At 56.4% G+C, this 19659-nt stretch carries 21 protein-coding genes; 12 read left to right on the top strand and 9 right to left on the bottom strand.

Features of this window, described 5'->3' with window-relative positions; translation table 11 throughout:
• Positions 1-98 precede the first annotated feature (98 nt).
• The 3 genes from LA5095_RS12070 to LA5095_RS12060 all read left to right on the top strand — a co-directional run bounded on the left by LA5095_RS12070 (position 99) and on the right by LA5095_RS12060 (position 2328).
• On the top strand, positions 99-1349 hold the full coding sequence (locus tag LA5095_RS12070; RefSeq protein ID WP_144435967.1) for a glycosyltransferase family 87 protein: 1251 nt from the start codon (positions 99-101) through the stop codon (positions 1347-1349).
• 179 nt (positions 1350-1528) lie between these two features.
• On the top strand, positions 1529-1792 hold the full coding sequence (locus LA5095_RS12065; RefSeq protein ID WP_082442509.1) for a DUF1674 domain-containing protein: 264 nt from the start codon (positions 1529-1531) through the stop codon (positions 1790-1792).
• Between the two features lie 23 nt (positions 1793-1815).
• On the top strand, positions 1816-2328 hold the full coding sequence (locus LA5095_RS12060) for a hypothetical protein (RefSeq protein WP_144435966.1): 513 nt from the start codon (positions 1816-1818) through the stop codon (positions 2326-2328).
• 1 nt (position 2329) lies between these two features.
• Here the strand turns inward: LA5095_RS12060 and LA5095_RS12055 are convergent, their stop codons facing one another.
• Complete coding sequence (locus LA5095_RS12055; protein WP_055115164.1) at positions 2330-2989, bottom strand: GDSL-type esterase/lipase family protein; 660 nt, start codon at positions 2987-2989, stop codon at positions 2330-2332.
• Positions 2990-3161: 172 nt separating this feature from the next.
• On the opposite strand from LA5095_RS12055, the gene LA5095_RS12050 reads away from it, so the two are divergent.
• The 5 genes from LA5095_RS12050 (at position 3162) to LA5095_RS12030 (ending at position 9948) form a co-directional block, all read left to right on the top strand.
• Positions 3162-4385 carry an aminotransferase class I/II-fold pyridoxal phosphate-dependent enzyme gene (locus LA5095_RS12050; protein ID WP_082442508.1) on the top strand — a complete coding sequence of 408 codons (1224 nt, stop codon included), beginning with the start codon at positions 3162-3164 and terminating at the stop codon, positions 4383-4385.
• Entirely contained in the window at positions 4382-7159 is a 2778-nt protein-coding gene (locus tag LA5095_RS12045; RefSeq protein ID WP_055115162.1) for an FtsK/SpoIIIE family DNA translocase, read from the top strand. The genes LA5095_RS12050 and LA5095_RS12045 overlap by 4 nt, the downstream gene beginning before the upstream one ends.
• A gap of 84 nt (positions 7160-7243) precedes the next feature.
• Entirely contained in the window at positions 7244-7897 is a 654-nt protein-coding gene (locus LA5095_RS12040) for an outer membrane lipoprotein carrier protein LolA (RefSeq protein ID WP_055115160.1), read from the top strand.
• Positions 7898-7903: 6 nt separating this feature from the next.
• Positions 7904-8884 carry an ATP-grasp domain-containing protein gene (locus tag LA5095_RS12035; RefSeq protein ID WP_055115159.1) on the top strand — a complete coding sequence of 327 codons (981 nt, stop codon included), beginning with the start codon at positions 7904-7906 and terminating at the stop codon, positions 8882-8884.
• Positions 8885-9174: 290 nt separating this feature from the next.
• Positions 9175-9948 (top strand): sulfotransferase, encoded by a 774-nt coding sequence (locus LA5095_RS12030; protein ID WP_029060762.1) that lies wholly within the window; start codon positions 9175-9177, stop codon positions 9946-9948.
• An 87-nt stretch (positions 9949-10035) separates the two neighbouring features.
• Here the strand turns inward: LA5095_RS12030 and LA5095_RS12025 are convergent, their stop codons facing one another.
• The 3 genes from LA5095_RS12025 to yddG all read right to left on the bottom strand — a co-directional run bounded on the left by LA5095_RS12025 (position 10036) and on the right by yddG (position 12176).
• Positions 10036-10239, bottom strand: a complete 204-nt coding sequence (locus tag LA5095_RS12025; RefSeq protein WP_055115157.1) for a DUF1737 domain-containing protein — start codon at positions 10237-10239, stop codon at positions 10036-10038.
• Between the two features lie 57 nt (positions 10240-10296).
• Positions 10297-11181: an HpcH/HpaI aldolase/citrate lyase family protein gene (locus LA5095_RS12020; protein ID WP_055115155.1), complete on the bottom strand. Its 885-nt coding sequence runs from the start codon at positions 11179-11181 to the stop codon at positions 10297-10299.
• A gap of 98 nt (positions 11182-11279) precedes the next feature.
• A complete protein-coding gene (gene yddG / locus LA5095_RS12015; RefSeq protein ID WP_055115658.1) occupies positions 11280-12176 on the bottom strand; it encodes an aromatic amino acid exporter YddG in 897 nt (298 codons plus the stop codon).
• Between the two features lie 166 nt (positions 12177-12342).
• Between yddG and LA5095_RS12010 the strand changes: the two genes are divergently transcribed.
• The gene (locus LA5095_RS12010; protein ID WP_055115153.1) at positions 12343-12804 is read left to right on the top strand and encodes a GNAT family N-acetyltransferase; all 462 of its coding nucleotides are present in this window, start codon (positions 12343-12345) and stop codon (positions 12802-12804) included.
• Positions 12805-12869: 65 nt separating this feature from the next.
• Here the strand turns inward: LA5095_RS12010 and LA5095_RS12005 are convergent, their stop codons facing one another.
• Entirely contained in the window at positions 12870-13919 is a 1050-nt protein-coding gene (locus LA5095_RS12005) for a DUF2125 domain-containing protein (RefSeq protein ID WP_144435965.1), read from the bottom strand.
• Positions 13920-14030: 111 nt separating this feature from the next.
• Between LA5095_RS12005 and LA5095_RS12000 the strand changes: the two genes are divergently transcribed.
• Positions 14031-14552, top strand: a complete 522-nt coding sequence (locus tag LA5095_RS12000; RefSeq protein WP_055115149.1) for a gamma-glutamylcyclotransferase — start codon at positions 14031-14033, stop codon at positions 14550-14552.
• A gap of 11 nt (positions 14553-14563) precedes the next feature.
• Here LA5095_RS12000 and LA5095_RS11995 read toward each other — a convergent pair whose 3' ends face one another.
• Genes LA5095_RS11995 through ftsE form a run of 4 tightly spaced genes read right to left on the bottom strand, consistent with a single transcriptional unit; the run spans position 14564 to position 17918 of the window.
• The gene (locus LA5095_RS11995) at positions 14564-15352 is read right to left on the bottom strand and encodes a lysophospholipid acyltransferase family protein (protein ID WP_055115656.1); all 789 of its coding nucleotides are present in this window, start codon (positions 15350-15352) and stop codon (positions 14564-14566) included.
• Between the two features lie 57 nt (positions 15353-15409).
• Positions 15410-16138, bottom strand: coding sequence for a YdcF family protein (locus tag LA5095_RS11990; RefSeq protein ID WP_055115146.1), 729 nt, complete (start codon positions 16136-16138; stop codon positions 15410-15412).
• Positions 16139-16190: 52 nt separating this feature from the next.
• Positions 16191-17231, bottom strand: coding sequence for a cell division protein FtsX (locus LA5095_RS11985; protein ID WP_055115144.1), 1041 nt, complete (start codon positions 17229-17231; stop codon positions 16191-16193).
• 27 nt (positions 17232-17258) lie between these two features.
• The gene (ftsE, locus tag LA5095_RS11980) at positions 17259-17918 is read right to left on the bottom strand and encodes a cell division ATP-binding protein FtsE (RefSeq protein ID WP_055115142.1); all 660 of its coding nucleotides are present in this window, start codon (positions 17916-17918) and stop codon (positions 17259-17261) included.
• A 195-nt stretch (positions 17919-18113) separates the two neighbouring features.
• Between ftsE and LA5095_RS11975 the strand changes: the two genes are divergently transcribed.
• On the top strand, positions 18114-19088 hold the full coding sequence (locus LA5095_RS11975) for an MJ0042-type zinc finger domain-containing protein (RefSeq protein WP_055115140.1): 975 nt from the start codon (positions 18114-18116) through the stop codon (positions 19086-19088).
• A 2-nt stretch (positions 19089-19090) separates the two neighbouring features.
• On the top strand, positions 19091-19657 hold the full coding sequence (gene hpt, locus LA5095_RS11970; RefSeq protein WP_035898033.1) for a hypoxanthine phosphoribosyltransferase: 567 nt from the start codon (positions 19091-19093) through the stop codon (positions 19655-19657).
• Positions 19658-19659 lie beyond the last annotated feature (2 nt).

Genomic DNA, 19659 nt, shown 5'->3' with positions numbered 1-19659 from the left:
GCACAACCTGAAGTTTAACTCATTTTTTAGATTTCTGCGCAACTTAAGGTTTTTGCGCCGTTTGTATTCTCCTGATTTTTTACAAAGGAATTTTTGCCTTGTCTTCTGCTCGCAGCCTGTTGCCGTTCTGGCACTCGAAAACCGTCAAAAACACACTCGGCGGGCCCGCGTTTTTGTGGCTGTTGATCATATCGGCGCTTGGTACGCTGCAAGCCTTGTGGACTGTCAGGTCCGCCGTTTTTGACTTTCCGCGAACCCTGAAGGATGCCCGCGTCGAGGACCTCTCAGCGTTTCATCGGGCCTCTGAGATGTCCAATGCCGGATCAGCGGCGGACGTCTACGATCCGGAGTTGTTCCGGGACGGGTTGTCGGAACGGCTATCAGACCTGATTTTCTTAAATCCGCCGCATGCCCTCCCACTCTTTCATGTTTTTTCCTGGATGGATTTCGCCACGCTGAAAATCATCGTATTGGGAATGACTCTGATAGCGCTCTTCGCGATTCCACGACTTGCAGGGTTTAATCTGGCCGTGTCCGCGCTGTTTGCCGCCTCCGTTGGAACGGTTCAGATCCTTCTACGGCTAAATCTTTCTATCTTTATAATAACATTGATTGTTTTTGCTCTTGTTCACGCAAAACAACGCCCCATTCTGGCCGGCTTGTCGCTCGCCGTCGCGACAATTAAGCCGCAATACGGGCTTCTTGTTCCTTTCTTTTTGGTCAGCATTGGCGCTTGGCGATGCATCGGTTGGGCAACGCTCGGCACGTTGGTGCTGACGGGCCTCTCACTTGCCCTTTACGGACCAGATGTTTTGCTGAGCTATATGTCGTCCTTCACAACGCCCCTTTATCAGGCCTACGCACTCACGGCCCTGGAATGGGACACCTCGCTCCGGTCTTTTTTGGGCCGGATGCATGTCGATATGGGTTTGAGAGCGGCGCTCGTCTTTGCAGCAATCATACTGGGCGTGATCTGCACACTCCGCTTGCCTTCCCGCTTGCCTTATGAGTTGCGTATCGGGTTTGTTTTGCTGCTCAGCACCATCGTTGCACCGTCCTTTCTGTACTACAGCTGGCCCCTGTTTGCCGCAGGCGTACTTTTCGTTGCCAGGTCGATGCCTGACTGGCCAATGGAGTTGCAGTTTCTGGCGGGCATTACCTGGATGCAACCTTTTGTCTATGTGTTGCTCCTGTCGATCTGGCCTTCAACCCTGGGAACCCATGCGACCTTGGTATTTTTGCTGGTAGCCGCGGTTCCAGCCGGTTTATTCCTGCTTGTCAGATACAGGCAACCACGGCACACCCAATTGCCGCTCGCGGCACCTGAAGCCGCGCACAGTCGGGCATAACCAAATCGGACGAAATGTACACCGCGCGGGGCTGCCCGCCGCAGCCTAATATTCACGGCTATGAGCCCAATCGAGCAATACCGATACTGGAATACGCCCACTGCCAAATCCGGCAGTCATGCCTTATATAAGATAATCAGGACGACATAACCGAAACATGCAGCCAGCCGATAGCTAACATGACGCACGACCAGAAAGAACCGACCGCGAGCTACAGCCAGAGTGAAGCTCCTTCGCTGAAGACAGAGACCGCAGCGGAGCCGAAGAAACGTTTCGAGGACCTCCCACCTGCTGCCCAGCGCGCTCTTCTCGAGGCCGACGAGCGCCGGAAACAGATCGACGCGAAACAAGATGCCATGCCGGATGAGATCAACGGCCGCGGCGGACTGGAACCGACCCGGTACGATGATTGGGAGATCAAGGGCCTGACGGTTGACTTTTGAGGGCCTGCCCCTAGCTCATGCGCATGCAACTCGCCCAGATTCTCCGAAAGTGGGACGGTAAGGATACCGCGCCGCTGGAGCATGCCTACTCAAGCTTTGCGACAGAACCGGACTTCACCGTTCACCTGGTTGAGCTCTGCGAGATTGAGGAGTGTGAGCGCGGCGCAACGTGGCTTTTGAAGCATTACGTGGCAAAATCCAGAAGCGGGCTTCCGGAACAGTTAGCAGCGAGGCACGCAGCCTTCGCGCCGAAGCTAACCGACTGGGAAGCCCGACTGCACTTTCTTCAGTATTTCGAGCATTTGCAGATCCCGGAACATCTGGAAGACCCCCTCAGGCAGATGATCGACAGCGGACTGACATCTGAAAACAAGTTCGTGCGCGCCTGGTCTCACTACGCGCTCGCCGTGTTAGCCCAGCGGTTTCCGGCGCATAAATCCCATGCGATTGAAACGCTGGAACGTTCTGACGCATGCGAGACGGCTGGCTCGGTAAAAGTGCGCATTCGAAAGGCATTGGAAAAACTCAAGGTCTAAATCAGATGCCGGCCAGCCCTCGGACCTCATTTGCAATGACTTTCGCCAGATTTGCCTGTGGCGCTGCTTCGAAATGGATGGCATCAACCGGGCTCGCATTCATGTGCTTCCCGACATCCAGAAAAGCGGTGCCGTATTGCTCCGCAAGGCGCGCATAAACCTCTGCGAGACGCCGTGACTGGGCGCCCCCGTGCGCATTGGAATAAAGACCTTCATATTCGAGACCCGAAAAGTCGCCGAGCGGCGGCGGCGCCATCAAAAGAACCTTCGGAGCCCTGCCTTCAACATCATCGGTTGCCCGCGTCGCCTCGAACAGCACCCGCCCCATCGCAAGACCGATGGCCTCCGCACTCATGTTGAACCGGTCCTGGAGATCGTTGGATCCGAGCATGATGACCAGCACGTCGATCGGCATATGGGTTTTGCGCACGGTGGCAAGATGCGCGAGCCCGTTCTTGTCACCTCTTGTCGGGTCCTCGAACACGGTGGTGCGCCCGTTAACACCCTCCTCGATCACGTAGTAGTCCGTCCCAAGTTCCATCTGCAGCCGCCGGGTCCAGCGCACGTCGTGGCCGTATCTGGATTTGTCCACAGGGTTGAACCCCCAGGTGAGGGAGTCGCCGAAGCAGACAACGGCAACCGGAGCCTTTTTTTCCGCCATGAAAACCCTTTGCGATCAATGCGGGATTGTTTTCAGGCGACCTTAGAAAAGTTCCCCCCGGCAGGCAATCGGTTACATGAAATGACCGTTTTCCGTGCTTGGTTAATAAGAGATTTACCAAGGGCACGATAGGGTTGCGTCAATGTACTGCGTAACGACTGCCGGATTTTAGATGATTTCCAGCCCCAAAGCCTATAAGCGCGGCGCTGTCCTGCCGAGCTCCAACCCTTTCCAGCGCCTTGCCGAGCTCCTCGAAGGCGAGACGCCCGGGCTTGACCCGGTTGTCATGACCATCGGCGAGCCCCAGCATGCCATTCCCGATTTTACGGCTGAAGTTCTTGCTGAAAATATCGGCGACTTCCGCCGATACCCACCAATCAACGGGACACCGGAGTTTCGCAGGGCCGTGGCGGACTGGCTCGACCGACGCTATCGCCTTGGTGGCACAATCGACGCGGATCACGGCGTTCTGCCGCTGAACGGATCCCGTGAAGGACTTTCCTTCGGCGCGATCGCCGCCCGGGACCAACTGGACAAGGGGCTTGATCACCCCGTTGTCGTGCTGCCGAACCCGTTTTATCAGACCTATGCGGCGGCGGCCCATGTTGCTGACGCAAGGGCCGTGCTGCTGGACGCCGTTCCGGGCAACAATTTCCTGCCGGATCTCGACAACCTCGACGCAGATCTCCTCGATGAAACCGTTGCCTTCTACATCGCTTCTCCGACAAATCCGGAAGGCTATCCCGCGGACATTGCCTTTTGGCAGCGTTTGATCGGGCTGGCCCGCAAGCACCGCTTCTACATCTTCGCTGACGAATGCTATTCGGAGATCTATCGCAGCGATCCGCCTCCCGGAATTCTGGAAGCCGCCAGGGCAATGAATACCGATTTTTCCAATATCATTGTTCTGAACTCCCTGTCGAAACGCTCCAATCTCGCGGGCTTGCGCTGTGGTTTTGCGGCGGGGGATCCGGTGTTTCTGCGCAAATGGGCAAAATTCCGGGGCCTTGCGGCACCGCAGGTCTCGCTCCCCGCACAGGCCGTTGCAGTCCGGGCATACCAGGACGAGGCGCATGTCGCTGAAAACAGGCGCCTATACAACGAGAAATTCGAAGCGGCTGAACGTTTTCTTGGGCCGATCATGGGGTCGGTAACACCCGAGGGCGGGTTTTTTCTTTGGCTTGATGTCGGCAAGTGGGGTGATGGTGTGACTGTCACGAAGCGCCTTTGGCGAGACATCGGTGTCAAGGTCGTTCCCGGTGGTTTCCTGGCGTCGGATCAATCCGACGGCAGCAACCCCGGCCGCGACTTTATCCGTATCGGACTGGTCGCTCCGCTTGAGCAGACGGAAGTCGCACTTGAACGCATGGCAAACTGGTTTGGAGAACAGGCATGAGACGAGCCAGTGCAGTACGCAGCAACGGCCGCCGGTCGCCGGTAGACCTTCTGGACACCGAAAGTCCCGTCAAGCGCTTCTTGAGGCGCAATCTGGTCGGTGCCTCCGGGCTCGGCATCATTGCGCTGGCCGCCATGCTTGCCGCCGCTCTGGCGACATGGTCCGTCAACGACCCAAGTCTCAATCACGCGACGAGCGGGTCCGTCCGCAATGCGCTGGGCTCTGTTGGCGCCATCGTTGCCGACATTCTCATGCAGACGATCGGCCTTGCAACGGCCGTCTTTCTAATCCCTCTCGTACTCTGGGGTTGGCGGCTTCTGGCCGGACATGCGCTCGGTATCGGCAGGAAACGGCTGTTCTTTTGGGCGATAGGCTCCAGTCTTTCGGCCGGCGCTCTGGCTGCGCTTCCCGTTCCGGACAGCTGGCCGCTGCCGACCGGCCTTGGCGGATTTTTCGGTGACACTGTCCACCAGTTGCCGGCAATAATCACATCCAACATGACATCCGGTGCCGCAACGATTGTCGGCGGCCTGGGCCTCGGCGTGCCGGCAATATTCTTTCTCATGTCCGCGGCGGGCTGGCTCGGAGACAAAGACCTGCCCGATGACGGTGCCGATAACGATGTCGGCAAACCTGCCCGCGCCGCGAAGGGCCACGGCCGGTCGATCGAGGAGGAGCTCGGCCTTGAGGACGATGAAAGCGAATCCCGGCTTTCACTCTTTTTCAGTGCCTTTGTCGGGCAGATGGAACATTGGCGATTGCAGGGCCAGACCCAGTTCCGCCGTCTGACCGGTCGCAAGCAGCAACATCTCGGTGAAGACGAAGACAATTGGGATGAAGACGATTTCGAGGGTGACCTTGAACCGGAAGACGACCGCAATCAGGGTCGCCTTTCGGTTTTCCGCCGGGCCCTGAAAGGCCGTTTGATGCCGGAGGACGACGATGGCCTGGACGAATTTTACGGTCGGGGCCATCAGGCGGAAGAAGACGGCATGGATGATCCCTACGCCGATGAACCTTACGAAGAGGAGGGAGAAGGCTTCGAACCTGAAGAACTCCTGATCGATAAGGGTCCCGTTGCCGGCCAACAGATAATGCCAGTTGGCATTGCTGCTCCCGATCAGCCGCAGGTGGCGGCAGGTCAGCCCGACGTCCAGTCAAGCCAGAGCGGTCGGGTCATACCACCTGCGCCTAGGCCCAAGCAAAGCAAGCGTGCGATCGCGGAAGCGCAACCCTCTTTCCTCGGCGCACCCGAGGAATACGAAATGCCCCCTCTCCGGTTGCTTTCCGAACCCAAGGTTGGCGGAAAGGTTCCGGGTCTGTCGGCTGACGCCCTTGAGCAGAATGCCCGCATTCTGGAAGGTGTCCTGGAGGATTTCGGCGTCCGCGGCGAAATCATCGAAGTGCGTCCGGGTCCGGTCGTCACACTCTACGAACTTGAGCCAGCGCCCGGCATCAAATCCTCCCGCGTCATCGGTCTTGCCGACGATATTGCCCGTTCGATGAGCGCGATTTCAGCCCGTGTGGCAGTTATTCCGGGCAAGAATGCCATCGGTATTGAACTGCCGAACGCTCGCCGGGAAACGGTTTTCCTGCGTGAACTGATTGCCGCCCAGGACTTTGAAAAATCCAAGGCGAAGCTACCACTGGCCCTTGGCAAGACGATCAACGGCGAGAGCGTCGTTGCGGATCTGGCGCGCATGCCGCACCTCCTGGTCGCCGGGACTACCGGCTCGGGCAAGTCCGTCTCGATCAACACCATGATCCTGTCGCTGCTTTACCGGCTGACGCCGGAACAGTGCAAGCTGATCATGATTGACCCGAAGATGCTTGAACTCTCCATATATGACGGCATTCCACACCTTCTGACACCGGTGGTTACCGATCCGAAGAAAGCGGTCGTCGCGCTGAAATGGACTGTGCGCGAGATGGAGGACCGCTACAAGAAGATGTCCAAGATGGGTGTCCGCAACATTGATGGCTACAACACCCGGATCAAGCAGGCGCTCGAAAAGGGCGAAAGTTTCACCCGCACCGTACAGACCGGATTTGACCGGGACACCGGCCAACCGATCTACGAGGACGAGGAACTGCCGCTCGAGGCAATGCCGTACATTGTCGTGATCGTCGACGAGATGGCCGATCTGATGATGGTTGCCGGCAAGGACATCGAAGGGGCAATCCAACGTCTTGCCCAGATGGCGCGTGCTGCCGGCATTCACCTGATCATGGCGACGCAACGCCCGTCCGTGGATGTCATCACCGGCACGATCAAGGCCAATTTCCCGACCCGAATCTCGTTCCAGGTCACTTCCAAGATCGACAGCCGAACGATCCTGGGCGAGATGGGCGCCGAGCAATTGCTTGGCATGGGTGACATGTTGTTCATGGCGGGTGGAGGACGTATCCAGCGCGTGCACGGGCCATTCGTTGCCGATGACGAAGTGGAGGATATCGTCAAGCATCTGAAAGTTCAGGGCACGCCGCAATATCTCGAAGCCGTCACCGAGGAAGAAGACGAGGCGGAAAGCCCCTATGACGGAGGCGGACTGGCCAGTGGCGGGGAAGGTAACGAGCTTTATGACAAGGCAGTGGCAATCGTTCTGCGCGACAAGAAGGCGTCTACCTCCTACGTTCAGCGACGTCTTTCGATCGGTTACAACCGTGCGGCTTCCCTGATTGAACGCATGGAGCAGGAGGGCCTGATCAGTCCCGCAAACCATGCCGGAAAACGGGAAATTCTCGTGCAAAACGGCGTTGAGGAAGAGTTTTAAGTCCCAAATGCCAAAGCTTTGCCACACACTCTGAATAGCTAGGGTATAATAATTGCGGCAAATAACGATTTAGGACATTGCATCATGCTGAAACGCTTTGCTCTTCGCCTGGCCGGACATCTCAGCCGGCCGTTTTTGGCAGCAGCCATAACATTGACCCTTCTGCTTCCGGCGCAAGCACTGACCCAGCAAGAGCAGAAAACGCTTCAGGAACTGAGTACCTATTTCAACTCCGTGAAAACCATGCATGGCGATTTCATCCAGTTCGGTCCGGATGGCAGCCAGTCTGACGGCAAGTTCTACATAGCCCGTCCTGGAAAGGTGCGTTTCTACTACAACAAACCCTCCGTGCTCGACATCGTAGCGGACGGAAAGTCGGTTTCCGTGCGTGACCGCAAGCTGAACACACAGGACATCTGGCCCCTCGGACAGACACCGCTCCGTTTCCTCCTGTCCGATTCGATTAACCTGGAAAAAGACACGAATGTCACCAACGTGCTGGTCGAAAAAGACCTGATCACCGTCACGATTTTTGACAAGACCAAGTTCAATTCAGGCACATTGACGCTCATCTTTGACACCGATGACTTTGCGCTGAAGCAATGGACCGTCACCGACCAGCAGGGCTATGACACGTCTGTTGCTGTCTACAACGTTGTTTCCAATGCGCCGACCAACCCGGATCTGTTCAAGATCGACTACCTGGCCAATGCAAATCAGCGCAAGGGCCGGAACTGAGCAGATTTGGCACCTCAGGATAAGCCTGATGCAACAGGTCGGTCACTTGTGTTCCGGTTACTGGAACCATTTTGCGCACAAAAAAACCTGCGCCTGATCGCAGGTGATCCCCATGGCCACGCCGGTCTTATCGAGAGCCCTGAAGGGAAGCGCTGGTATTTCAAGGGCGCCCGGTTCGACATAAATCCGTTCGGCAGTGCGGAAATCGCGAATGACAAGGCCTATACGGCAAAATTCCTTGATATGAACGGTGTTGCCGTGCCGGCAACACTCCTTGTCTTCGGCTCAGATATCAAGGACGGGAAGCCATTGAACAAGGACGTACTCGATTTCGCGGCAAAGCAAGATTACGCGCTGTTTGTAAAACCCAATTGCGGAAAGGAAGGCCGGGACGTTGTTCGGGTCGATTCTTATGATGCGCTTCACACAGCGCTTCGCGAAATCGCAAGTCGTCACGCCCAAATCCTTGTCCAGAAAGAAATGAAAGGCAGGGATATCCGGATTGTCGTTCTTGACGGTGACGTCCTGTGCGCCATCGAACGCAGGCCTCCGCAGGTGACCGGCGACGGTAGGCGCCCGGTTTCGGAACTTGTCGTTGCCGATGACCGGAGTAGTCCGGCCGACAGCCGGTTTGCAGACCAATTGTCTTTGCAGGGACTGACGCCGGAAAGTGTTCCGGCTGCCGGGCAAATCGTTTCGGTACTTCCCGTGTCCAATCTGTCTTCCGGCGGATCGGCTCAGATCATTACTGACAAGATCGCACCTGACCTTCTTGACATCGCCTGTAAGTCCACCAGAAGCCTCGGCTTGCGCTACGCAGGTGTAGACCTGATTGTACCTGAAGAAACGGACCCTGGCTCGGCTCCTGTCGTACTGGAGGTGAATGCTGCCCCCGGGCTGAGCAATCTCTACCGGCAGGGGCATCAGGAAGCTGGACTGGTGAAGGAAATCTACACCCGGCTTTTCGACGCCATGTTTTCGAACTGACATTCTTTCTGAAAGATGAACTCGTATTCAAATAAATAAAAAGTATTTAATAGCATTTTCGAAACAATTTTTAGCTTTCTGGATTCATTTAAAGTACTTCTAGACATATTTGCGAAAATAGACATTATTCAGAAAAAATATTGTGCACGAGATCCATCTCAGTTTTACGAGCCGTCGGCAAAGCAAGACTGATGGCTTGAACAGGACAATGCGGATCTATGGTTTTAGGCGAAGTGCCGGGCTGAACGTAATTTTGCGGACGTTCAGTCTGATTTTCAGGAGATCGCATCATGTCGAATGTATTGCCGTTTCGGGAGGACAGCTTCCAACTGCACAAGCAGTATCCTGCGCTGTATTTCCCGAAAGACGGATTTGTCTTTGTCGTAGCGTTTGGGCGATCCGGGTCAACTTTGACGCAGCACCTTTTGAATTCGCTTCCCGGATATTTCATTCGCGGAGAAAACTGCAACGCGCTGGTGCACTTGTGCCGATCGATAACAGCCATCCGCGGAGAAGGAAATTTTCAGCAGCGTCAGGAACCGGAGCGGTCCAGGATCGCTACTGAACGACCCTATTTCGGCAAGATGGTGGGAACGTCCCTTGACCCCTGGTACGGCATGGAAGACGTCGACGTTGATGACTATGCGATGGGTCTTTTTGACACGTTCGTCTCCAGGGTGCTTTGTCCGAAAGGCACTGCACGGGTCCTCGGCTTCAAGGAGATCCGGTATCACAACGATCCCCGGTATTTCCCGAAATTCCTCGACACGATCCGGACTTATTTTCCGAAGAGCCGGTTCATCTTTCAGAACCGGTCCTTCGAGAACGTTGCCAAGTCTTCATTCTGGAAGAACATGGAACAGGCCGAAGTCAAGCGAAAGTGGCAAAATTTCGAAAACCTGACAAAGGCTTATGCCGATTCGAACAAGGATGTCTGCTATCGGCTGCGCTACGAGGATTATCTGGAAGGCGCACAAAAACTGGAACCGCTGTTCAATTTCCTGAAGGAGCCCTTCAACGCAGAAGAGATCACCAAGGTTCTCGAGACGAAGCTGAAGCACTGAAACACGTTCGAGCGGACACCAGTGCGAAAAAAGATCATGATCCGGCCCTGATGCCGGATCACGGTCAAACACAAATTGATCCGGTGGTCAGTATTCGCCGAGCTTTATTTCCGGGGAATATTGTCCTTTGGCTTCCTTTGTGACGGCCTGGCCGCAGATTGTCGCGCCTCTTGTTGCGTCGTAAGCCATGGTAGGCGAGCCGGAAAGATCCCAGCCCTTGTTGAGAGCCTGCGTGACCCGGTGACAGAATTCGCTGTCGTCGATACCTGTGATGAGCCGGTAGAGCTTCATGGTCCAGAATCCTTTTGATGTATGCGGAGCCGCGTGACCCGAGTTCGGGCCTCTCGGTTAGCCCCGGGCAGCGATGGTATCGGCAATCGCGATCACCCGCCTGCCCATATCGGCATGTAGCCGTTCAACCATCTTGCCGTCCACCTGGATTGCGCCCTTGCCGGCATTTTCCGGAAGTTCGAACACCTCGTTGATCTTGCGGGCCCAGGCGATTTCGTCTTCCGACGGGCTGAATGCCGCGTGACAGGCATCGATCTGTTTTGGGTGGATCAGCGTTTTGCCGTCCATGCCCATTTCGGCTCCTTGCGCACATTCGACTGCAAAACCTTCGGTGTCCTGGAACGCGTTGTAAACACCGTCCAGGATATCGATACCACCGGAACGCGCCGCGGCAACGCAAGTCATCAGCCAGGGCATCATCGCGGCGCGGCCGGCCGTCAACCGGGCGCGGGTTTCCTTGGCAAGATCGTTGGTCCCCATGACGAAACATGAAAGCCGGACTGCCGGATCCTTGCCGCAGGAACCGATGGCCCCGGCGTTCAGCATTGCCTCCGGTGTTTCCATCATCGCCCAGAGCTTCAGCGTATCAGGGGCATTGTGAAGGGAAAGCATGTGCGCGACACGTTGAAGGTCGGCAGGCGAATTGACTTTCGGCACAAGGATCGCGTCCGGAGATGCGGTGACGGCTGCCTGCAGATCCGCTTCTCCCCAAGGCGTATCGAGACCGTTGATGCGAATGACGACCTCCCGCTCACCATATCCACCCGTCGCGACAGCTTCGACAATCTGGTTTCTGGCAAGTTCCTTGGCGTCGGGCGCCACGGCATCTTCGAGATCCAGCAACAGACAATCAACATTGAGTGTCCTTGCCTTTTCAAGGGCTCGCGCATTTGAACCCGGCATGTAAAGAGCGGATCGGCGCGGTCTGATCGATGGTGTCATTGAGGGATCCTGGACTGTTCGCTGGAGACTTGAATGCACCCTAACGGATCGCTCAGTTCCGCGATATCCGCCGAAGGGGTAAGGTCAACTCGCCTTTTTCATGGTGTCTTGGCGCCACGACCTTTCTTGAAAATCATGTCTTTTGCAGCGACTACGGCACCCAGCGTGATTGCAAGACAAGCCACTCCTACGGACATCGTGAGTGCTCCGAAGCCGAACGCGATCAGCAGGAGTGTCGACAACAGGGGAGCGGAATAGGCAGCTGCTCCAAGCACCTGAATGTCGCCGCGCTTGACGCCGATGTCCCAGGTGAAAAAGGCAAGGCCGACCGGAAACAGCGCAAGAGCAAGGACCGAGGCCCATTCCAGTGATCCGGCAGGCCAAACGGTCTCTTCAAGCGCGATATGGCAGCAAACGGAGAGGATGGCCGTCATCAGACAAAATCCCGCTACCGCCTCGGTCGGCACTGCCCCGAGCCGCCGCGACAGAACAGAGTAACTTGCCCAGAATAGTGAGGAGGTAACCGCTGCTCCGTATCCGATCGCGAATCCGCCCGAGAACTGAATTCCTTCTCCGCCGCTGATCAGCAGTGCTGCGCCGGCAAGACCCAGGATGGTTCCGATAACATGATGGATCCGGAGTTTTTCACCCGGCAGCAGTGCTGAAAACAACACGATCAGAAGTGGCCAGGTGTAGTTGATCAGGTTGGCCTCGACCGGAGGAGCGTTCCGGATCGCCGTGAAGTAGAAAAAATGGAAGCCGAACAGTCCTATGGTGCCGAAGGCCCAGACTTTGAGCGGCTGGCGAAGACGATCAAGCTTTCCCGAAACCGTCAGCCAGATCAGCGCAAGGGTTCCTGAAATGCCGAAACAGAGCGCATTCAGCAAAAACGGTGGAACATCGCCAGAACCGGCCCCGAAGACGCCGAGCGTCGCCCACATCAGAACTGCGCTCAGCCCGATTGCCGTTGCCTTCACACGTCCGGTTTCCGCCATTACCCATCGTCCGATTCTGTTTTCCAGTTCGCTCTTGGCATGAAATGCCGCATAGCAAAAGACTTGGGTGCCCATTTCACGGATTTTGATTCAGGTCCTTGATCCCGGCTCCTGTTTCGGGACATGTTGGGGGTCACTATTTTCATCTGCCATATCCGGGGAATTCATGACAACTGCGGAAATCAGGGTCCTTGGGCCGGAAAATGCCCATCAGCTCGCGCCACTCATTGCCGAAAATGCCCAGGCGCTCAAACGCGGAGCGCCGCGCAGACCCGACGAGTACTACGCTGAACGCATTTTGGGCGACAAGTCCGCCGAGGTTCTTGGGGCGTTCGTCGCCAATGATCTGGTCGGTTTTGGCGTTTATTTCGACTTGCCCGAACTGATCACGGGACTGCGAATCGGTCAGTTGGATGACATCTACGTTCATCCCGACCACCGCAACCAGGGAACCGGACGGAAGATAATCGAAACGCTTGTCAGCGAAGGCCAGAGGCGCGGCTGGTTGCATCTGCGCTGGATTGTCCCCGGCAAAAACGCCCCGGCGGTCGCGCTTTACGAAAAAATTGCCGAACCTGACCATCGCAAGAGCTATGTGATCCCGATCGACAGGGTTGCCGGAGACTGAACCGTCGAGGAATTCGGCTCCGCGCCGGCACGGTCAAACCTCCCGTGCCCCGGATGGACGCGGCGTCAGGATCCGGCCGAAAAGAGTGGCGGGATCCGACCGAGGGACAGGAAACCGACACGAACGACCCCATGATCAATCGCAACCGGCAACGTGATCGAGGGAACGCCGTCGACTTCCTTTTCGGTTGCCTTCAGGCTTTGAACGACGGTTTGGGCAACGGAAAATCCGTTGTCCTGCGGCGGAAACAGCGGCTTCAGCGTTTGAAGCAGTCCATCAGCATTGCCAATTGTCATGTTCAGCTGACCTGACACGGTCCCGTCTCCATTGACGGCCAGATCTCCTGACGCTCCCAGCCTGCTCTTGCCGATCACTGTTTCCATCAGGACCAGCTTGACCGGCAGACTGCCGTTGTTGAACTGCACCAGGCTGACTATATCAGCACCCGCCAGGAGCGGGGACCCGCCCTCTATCTGCAGGTGGCCGCGAAGATCGATCGTTTCGGTGAGGTTCGGTACCGATTTCAACTGCAATGCGGCTATGGATACGAATCCGTCGACCGTGCCAGCCAGCTCTGGTGATTCCCTCAAGTGAACTTCCGCCTTGTCCGCCGCGAAAACACCCGCTGAAACCGCGTTTTCAACCGCAGCTTCCGGCTTCTCCAGAACCGCGTCAAAGGCGCCGAGCGAGGCGCTGGAAAATTTGACACTTGCCCGTGCCGTCTCCCACTTCACTTCGCCGAGGAGACCGCTCAGCGGTTCGGCGACCGACGCCGGTGCCTTGGCTTCGACTATGATGTGCCAGGGATTGTAGATCAACGCGACGGCATTCAGCGCACCAAGAGAACCTTCAGCACCGGTCCTGTCCCGGGAGATCAGCTCCTTGCAGTAGACCTCATAGCGGAAAGGGTACCCGCTGATGGAAAGATCCGCGCAGCTGACCTGAACACCTTCCTTTGCCATGGCCTTCATCTGCAGGTCGAGCTGCCCGGCCAGCACGGACCGGCCGTAGACCCAGGCACCAGACCAGCCAGCAACGACCAGCACGATCACACTCAAGAGAATTATGAACCGGCGCCTGGAGGACCTTGCCGGTTTGCTTTCGTTTTCTGACACGGTTTCAATTCCCTGTTTGGGGCATTCTTGTTCGGGCAACCTGCGCCACGCATTGAATCATCGACCAGGTATTGCTATCTCCGCTACCGACTAAAGGATAGATAGGGCGATATGAGCAATTTTTGGGTATTTGGCTACGGATCCCTGATGTGGAACCCGGGATTTGATCATCTGCGCTCCGAGCAGGCCCTGTTGCGCGGTGCCCACAGGGCATTGTGTGTCTATTCATGGGTTCACCGCGGCACGCAGGACCGTCCTGGCCTGGTTTTCGGTCTCGACAACGGCGGCGCCTGCCGCGGAATGGCTTACCAGGTCGCCGAGGACATCTGGCCCGATACGCTCGACTACCTTCGTGCGCGCGAACAGACCACAATGGTCTACAAGGAACACTGGCACAATATCGAGCTTGAAAGTGGTGAAAAAGTGCAGGCTCTCGTCTACATGGTGGATCATGATCATGCGCAATATGCCGGTGCTCTCCCAGTGGAAAGACAGCTTGAGATCGTCAACGGCGCTGTCGGTAAATCAGGCGAAAATCCCGAATACGTGATCAATACCGCCTCCCACCTGGAAGAGATGGGCATTGCGGACAGCAACCTTGCCTGGCTCGCAGAGAAATTGAAGGCCCTTTAGGGAAATTCCAGTCAACTGCTGTTTCCGACGGGTTCGGTGGTCTTGCTTGCATCGACTTCCCGCAGCACAGGCGACGGGACGGGCGCCTGCCGGGCTTCCTCGATCAACTTGTTGCTTGCCGTTTCGACCGTATCCACCAACTGCTCATAAAAGACATCCGGCGCAAGACCCGGCTCGATAGGCGGAAGGATCTCGACAATCACAGTGCCTGGATAAACTTTCCAGGACGACCGGGGCCAATAGAGCCCGGCATTGTGAGCGATCGGTACGACCGGGCATTTCAGGTCCCTGTAAAGATGGGCAATGCCGTATTTGTATTTTGGCTCTGCTCCTGCGGGCCTGCGGGTCCCTTCAGGAAAAATCATGATCTGGCGTTTTTCAGCAATCGCTTCCTTGGCCGCCTCCATCATGGCGGCGAGCGCTTCGGAACGTTTTCCGCGGTTGATCGGGATCTGTCTGTATTTCGCCGTGTACCAGCCGAATATCGGGATCCAGCGCAATTCCCGTTTCAAGATGAAGGTAGGGCTCGCAAAAAGCGGAATCAGTGCGACCGTTTCCCAGGCAGACTGATGTTTCATGGCGGCGATGTATCCGCCTTCCGGCAAATTTTCCCGGCCGCGGATTTCCACCTTGATACCTGCGACGACATGCATCAGCCAAAGCAGCGACCGCGACCAGAACGGTACAATCGGCCAGCCCCATTTGCGTGGCAACAGCATGACCGGTGAAAACAGGATCATTTCGACAAACGTGACCAGGTAGAACAGCACCTGAAAAAGGGTAGAACGCAAGAGAAGCATGGCACCAGAAAGCTTGAGCGGAGCAAGGTCACCGCTTTGGTCACGCACTGACGAAATTCAGTTCATGCCCTTCACGGTGTTGCGGAGTCTGGCGAGGATATACTTCACATATTCGCGCATGAGAAGCCGGATCGTTGCCGGTTCGCGATACCAGGTATCCAGTTTCAGATCCTTTGAAAAAACCGGATAGGCAATCAGGTTGACTTGGGGGAGAACATCGGAGAGCTCGGCCTTCGCCCTCGGAAGGTGATACGCACTGGTGACAACAAGCAACGAATCAAACCCGTTCTTCTGGACCCAGTTTGCGGTTTCGGTAGCATTTCCGGCGGTGTTGAGCGCAACCCGGTCAAGATCAACAGTGCTTTTTTCGAGCGGCATGCTTGAGGCGGTCACAGCTGCAAGCTGTTCGCGCGTCGTTCCCGGATGGACCCCGGAAATCAGCAGGCGATTGGCATGACCTTCTTCAAGAAGACGAACCGCTTCGTTGACACGCGCATGGCCTCCCGTCAGTACGACAATCGCATCGGCATTGGCTGATTTCGGTACTTTTGCCGTGGCAATCTGATGGGCAAAATAGAGAAACTGGCCGACTGTTCCCCCCATGAGCGCAACCAGGAACAGGAGAAACGCTATCCTCAGTCCGAATCGTTTTCTGCGCTTTTTCGAAACAGAATTGCCGTTGACATACGCGACGTCGTTTCCGCTCGCCGAAGACACACTTCGCCCGGCTCCGGCGTGAACGCCGTCATCTGATGAAGGGTCTATGAGCGTATCAGCGTGCGACATGAAGCAACTGTGATCGTTGATTCGGCCAATTTCGCGGCATTCTACATTAAAATCAATCAACTTTCGCCAAATGGGCCTTGACGGCAAGACCGGAAGTCAACGCGGTGAGAATTGCAACCAGGAACACAACGGCGAAGACACCGAAATACCCGGGCAGGCTGACGGACACTGAACCGAGGAGCGCCGAAACCTGGTCAGATCCTGCCTGGCCCGAACCCTGACGGGTCAACATGTCGACAAGTACGAAACAGACAATCGCGGCCACACCTCCGGACACGCCTCCCTTGAGGCCCAGCATGAGAAAGTGCCGTTGAAACTCCCGCGCAATAAAGCCGTCCTCGGCCCCGACGAAATGAAGAACGGAAACGACGTCCTTGTTGCCCGCCATTGCCGATTGGGTCGCAAACACCACGCTCAGGACCATCGATCCCATCACCAGGACCATAATGGCAAATCCACCGGCAACAACGGCACCAGCCATGGCCGAAAGACGGGACGTCCAGATCGAATGATCGTCGACACTCGCACCGGTCACTTGCCCGGAGACCGAATTGCGCAGCTGAGACAGGTTCAGAAGCTCCGGATCGCTTACGGTAATCTGGATCAGTCTTGGAACCGGCAGGCCTTCGAGCTCCAGCCCTTCCCCCAGCCAGGGCTCCAGCAGGGCCTTTGTTTCAGAATCAGACAACGCACGGACTGCGCCTATTCCCGGGAACTCCTGGGCAAGCGCAACCGCCTTGTCGATTTCCCGAAGCATGTCGACACCCTCGGTCGGCCGGATCTGTATCGTGATCTCCCGAACAAGATCATTCTGCCAGGCATCGGCCGCGTCCCACACGATGGACACGGCACCTACTGTCAGGCAGGCCAGGAAACTCATGATCGCGACAACAAGCGTCAGTGCCCGTCCCGCCACCGATTGAGGCGGTACGATCGCGGCAGCCGGACGAAGCTTTGCCGCATCGCCCTGCTCCGTTTTCGGGGCCTTGGGGGCCGCTTTCTTCTTGGGTCGCTTTTTGCGAACCAGCCGGTTCGGCGGTTTCACTTCCACGGCCACTGCCTGCTCATCATCATTGTTCTCGGTCTGGGCCATTGGGTTGCCTGGTCGTATGTCTGTCGCCTAGTCAAAAATCGAAAGGCGTCCGTCGGCCAGCACCATGCGCCGGGCATCCACCTGTTCCAGCAATGCGATATCGTGGGTCGCGATCACAACGGAAGTGCCGAGTTTGTTCAATTCTATGAAAAGACGCAACAGACGGCGCGCGAGAGGCGGGTCGACGTTTCCGGTCGGCTCGTCCGCGAGAAGCACTTCCGGTCTCGTGATCAGCGCCCTGGCGATGGCGGCTCGCTGTTTTTCGCCACCCGACAAGACCGGCGGCAGGACATGCATCCTGTCACCAAGGCCTACCCATTTCAGAAGGTCGATCACGTCCGAACGGTATTCGGACTCCTGTTTACCAACGACGCGAAGCGGCAAGGCAACGTTTTCATAGGTCGTCAGATGATCAAGCAGACGGAAATCCTGGAACACGACTCCGATCTTGCGGCGCAGTTGCGGCAGTTCCTGTTTGTCGATAACGCTCAGATCGCGGTTGAAAACCTTGATCAATCCGCGGGTCGGACGAAGCGACATGAACAGGAGCCTGATCAAACTGGTCTTGCCGGCGCCTGACGGCCCGGTGAGAAACTGAAACGACTGCGGTTCGACCTGAAATGTCAGGTCCCGCAGGATTTCCGGTCCCATACCGTATCTCAATCCGACATTTTCGAAGCGGATCACAAATTTGTCTCCTGTTGATGGACCGACGCTATAGCCAGGCCGTTAACGGTGCATTAATCATATAAAGGTCCATTAGTGACCTGAAAGTCCGTCACTGGATTTGCCGGCATTTGTCCAACATTTCGTGCCGGATTTCGACCCGGTCGGTCACAAGATAATAGCGCTTGAGCAAGACATGGCGAAAGGTCTTCGCACATGAAGATCAAATGTCCGGACTGCAGTACGTCCTATGAAATCAAGACAGAAGCTGTCGGTCCGGAAGGGCGCAGTGTCAAATGCGCCAAATGCGGCAACCGCTGGTTTGTCAGCCCTGATGATGACGACGCATCTTCAGATTTCAAGGCGGCTGAAAATTCATCCACCACAGGTTCGGATCCAGACGTAACCGACAAGGGCGAAATCGACAACGCCGAAACTGACAAGGATGAAGCTGACTGGGCGGCTGATTCCGAGGCGGATTCACAATCCGACGAAGCGGAGCAGGAGCCGGCGGAAGACTCCGAACCAGAGGAAGATATCGCGAATTTCGAATCGCCACCGGCAGACACACCTGCAAGCGCCGACGAGAGCAAATTTGCTGCCGATCTCGCCGCGGACGAGGGTGATGCGGAAGACCAGGTCGACATCGAATCCCAGGCCAAGCGACCCAAGATCATCGTCAATCCCGACAAGTTCCGCCGCAATCATATCGGGGCCTTGCTGGGCTGGCTCTCCAGGCGAAATTATCGCAGGCTGGGCGGTCTGTTGATTTTCGGTGTTTCAATTGCCGCGCTTGCGTCCTTTGTTTTGCTCAGAGACAGCATGGTCAAGCAATCACCGGACCTCGCCAGCCTCTTCCAGATAATCGGCTTTGACGTCAACCTGCGCGGCCTTGAATTCCGCAACCTCAGAACATTTTCAGAAATCGAGGACGGCAAGAAGGTTCTTGTTGTCGAAGGGTCGATCCGTAATCTTCTCGACGAAGCAAATGCGGTGCCGGCCGTTCGACTTTCCATTCGCAATTCGGATCTGCAGGAAGTATATGCCTGGACCGTCGAACCGCGCACAAAAGCTCTGAACGGTTTCGATGAAACCCGGTTCAGGACAATACTGGCCGACCCGCCGGAAGAGGCCTCCGATATCCAGGTCCGGTTTACCGACCGCGGCAAACGCCAAATAGTACTCGAGTGATCATGACAGCCAATATCCGTACCCTTTTTGATGAAGATGCCATTGCCGCGCGTGTTGCAGCGGTTGCCCAGGAAATCGCCGAGGGAAACCCCCGGAACCTGCTCGTCGTCGCCGTTCTGAAGGGGAGCTTCATTTTTGCCGCGGATCTTGTCCGCGCCATGCACCGCGCCAATCTGGAGCCTGAAATGGAGTTCATTCACCTGTCTTCCTACGGCGCAGGAACAGAAGGATCGGAAAACATCCGTGTTTTGCGCGATGTTGAAAGTGACGTTAACAACCGCGATATAATTTTAGTGGATGATATTCTGGAATCGGGCCGTACTCTCGCCTTTGCTAGGGAGCGGCTGATCGGGCGCGGCGCCCGCTCTGTAAGGATTGCGGCACTGCTGGATAAACCCGAGCGCCGCAAAGCTGCCATATCTGCCGACTATGTGGGATTTGCCTGTCCTGATAAGTTTGTCGTCGGATACGGTATGGATATGGGCCATGCGTGGCGGCAATTGCCCTTTATTGGATATGTCGTGGCTTCCGAAGACGAGGCAGCGGCAGACGGCAAAACAGGAGCGTGAGC

The organism is Roseibium album (assembly GCF_001404515.1).
GTDB classification, from domain to species: Bacteria; Pseudomonadota; Alphaproteobacteria; order Rhizobiales; family Stappiaceae; genus Roseibium; species Roseibium album.
The sequence above is the reverse complement of the archived record's forward strand: the minus strand, read 5'-3'. Positions and strand labels throughout refer to the sequence as shown.

Coding starts and splice junctions, on each gene's coding strand:
- LA5095_RS12025 (WP_055115157.1), bottom strand. CDS start 10,239: ATGAAGCTCTACCGGCTCATCACAGGTATCGACGACAGCGAATTCTGT.
- LA5095_RS12065 (WP_082442509.1), top strand. CDS start 1,529: ATGACGCACGACCAGAAAGAACCGACCGCGAGCTACAGCCAGAGTGAA.
- LA5095_RS12055 (WP_055115164.1), bottom strand. CDS start 2,989: ATGGCGGAAAAAAAGGCTCCGGTTGCCGTTGTCTGCTTCGGCGACTCC.
- yddG (WP_055115658.1), bottom strand. CDS start 12,176: ATGGCGGAAACCGGACGTGTGAAGGCAACGGCAATCGGGCTGAGCGCA.
- LA5095_RS12030 (WP_029060762.1), top strand. CDS start 9,175: ATGTCGAATGTATTGCCGTTTCGGGAGGACAGCTTCCAACTGCACAAG.
- LA5095_RS11990 (WP_055115146.1), bottom strand. CDS start 16,138: ATGTCGCACGCTGATACGCTCATAGACCCTTCATCAGATGACGGCGTT.
- LA5095_RS12060 (WP_144435966.1), top strand. CDS start 1,816: ATGCAACTCGCCCAGATTCTCCGAAAGTGGGACGGTAAGGATACCGCG.
- LA5095_RS12010 (WP_055115153.1), top strand. CDS start 12,343: ATGACAACTGCGGAAATCAGGGTCCTTGGGCCGGAAAATGCCCATCAG.
- LA5095_RS12000 (WP_055115149.1), top strand. CDS start 14,031: ATGAGCAATTTTTGGGTATTTGGCTACGGATCCCTGATGTGGAACCCG.
- LA5095_RS11975 (WP_055115140.1), top strand. CDS start 18,114: ATGAAGATCAAATGTCCGGACTGCAGTACGTCCTATGAAATCAAGACA.
- LA5095_RS12050 (WP_082442508.1), top strand. CDS start 3,162: ATGATTTCCAGCCCCAAAGCCTATAAGCGCGGCGCTGTCCTGCCGAGC.
- LA5095_RS12040 (WP_055115160.1), top strand. CDS start 7,244: ATGCTGAAACGCTTTGCTCTTCGCCTGGCCGGACATCTCAGCCGGCCG.
- LA5095_RS11985 (WP_055115144.1), bottom strand. CDS start 17,231: ATGGCCCAGACCGAGAACAATGATGATGAGCAGGCAGTGGCCGTGGAA.
- LA5095_RS12020 (WP_055115155.1), bottom strand. CDS start 11,181: ATGACACCATCGATCAGACCGCGCCGATCCGCTCTTTACATGCCGGGT.
- hpt (WP_035898033.1), top strand. CDS start 19,091: ATGACAGCCAATATCCGTACCCTTTTTGATGAAGATGCCATTGCCGCG.
- LA5095_RS12045 (WP_055115162.1), top strand. CDS start 4,382: ATGAGACGAGCCAGTGCAGTACGCAGCAACGGCCGCCGGTCGCCGGTA.
- LA5095_RS11995 (WP_055115656.1), bottom strand. CDS start 15,352: ATGCTTCTCTTGCGTTCTACCCTTTTTCAGGTGCTGTTCTACCTGGTC.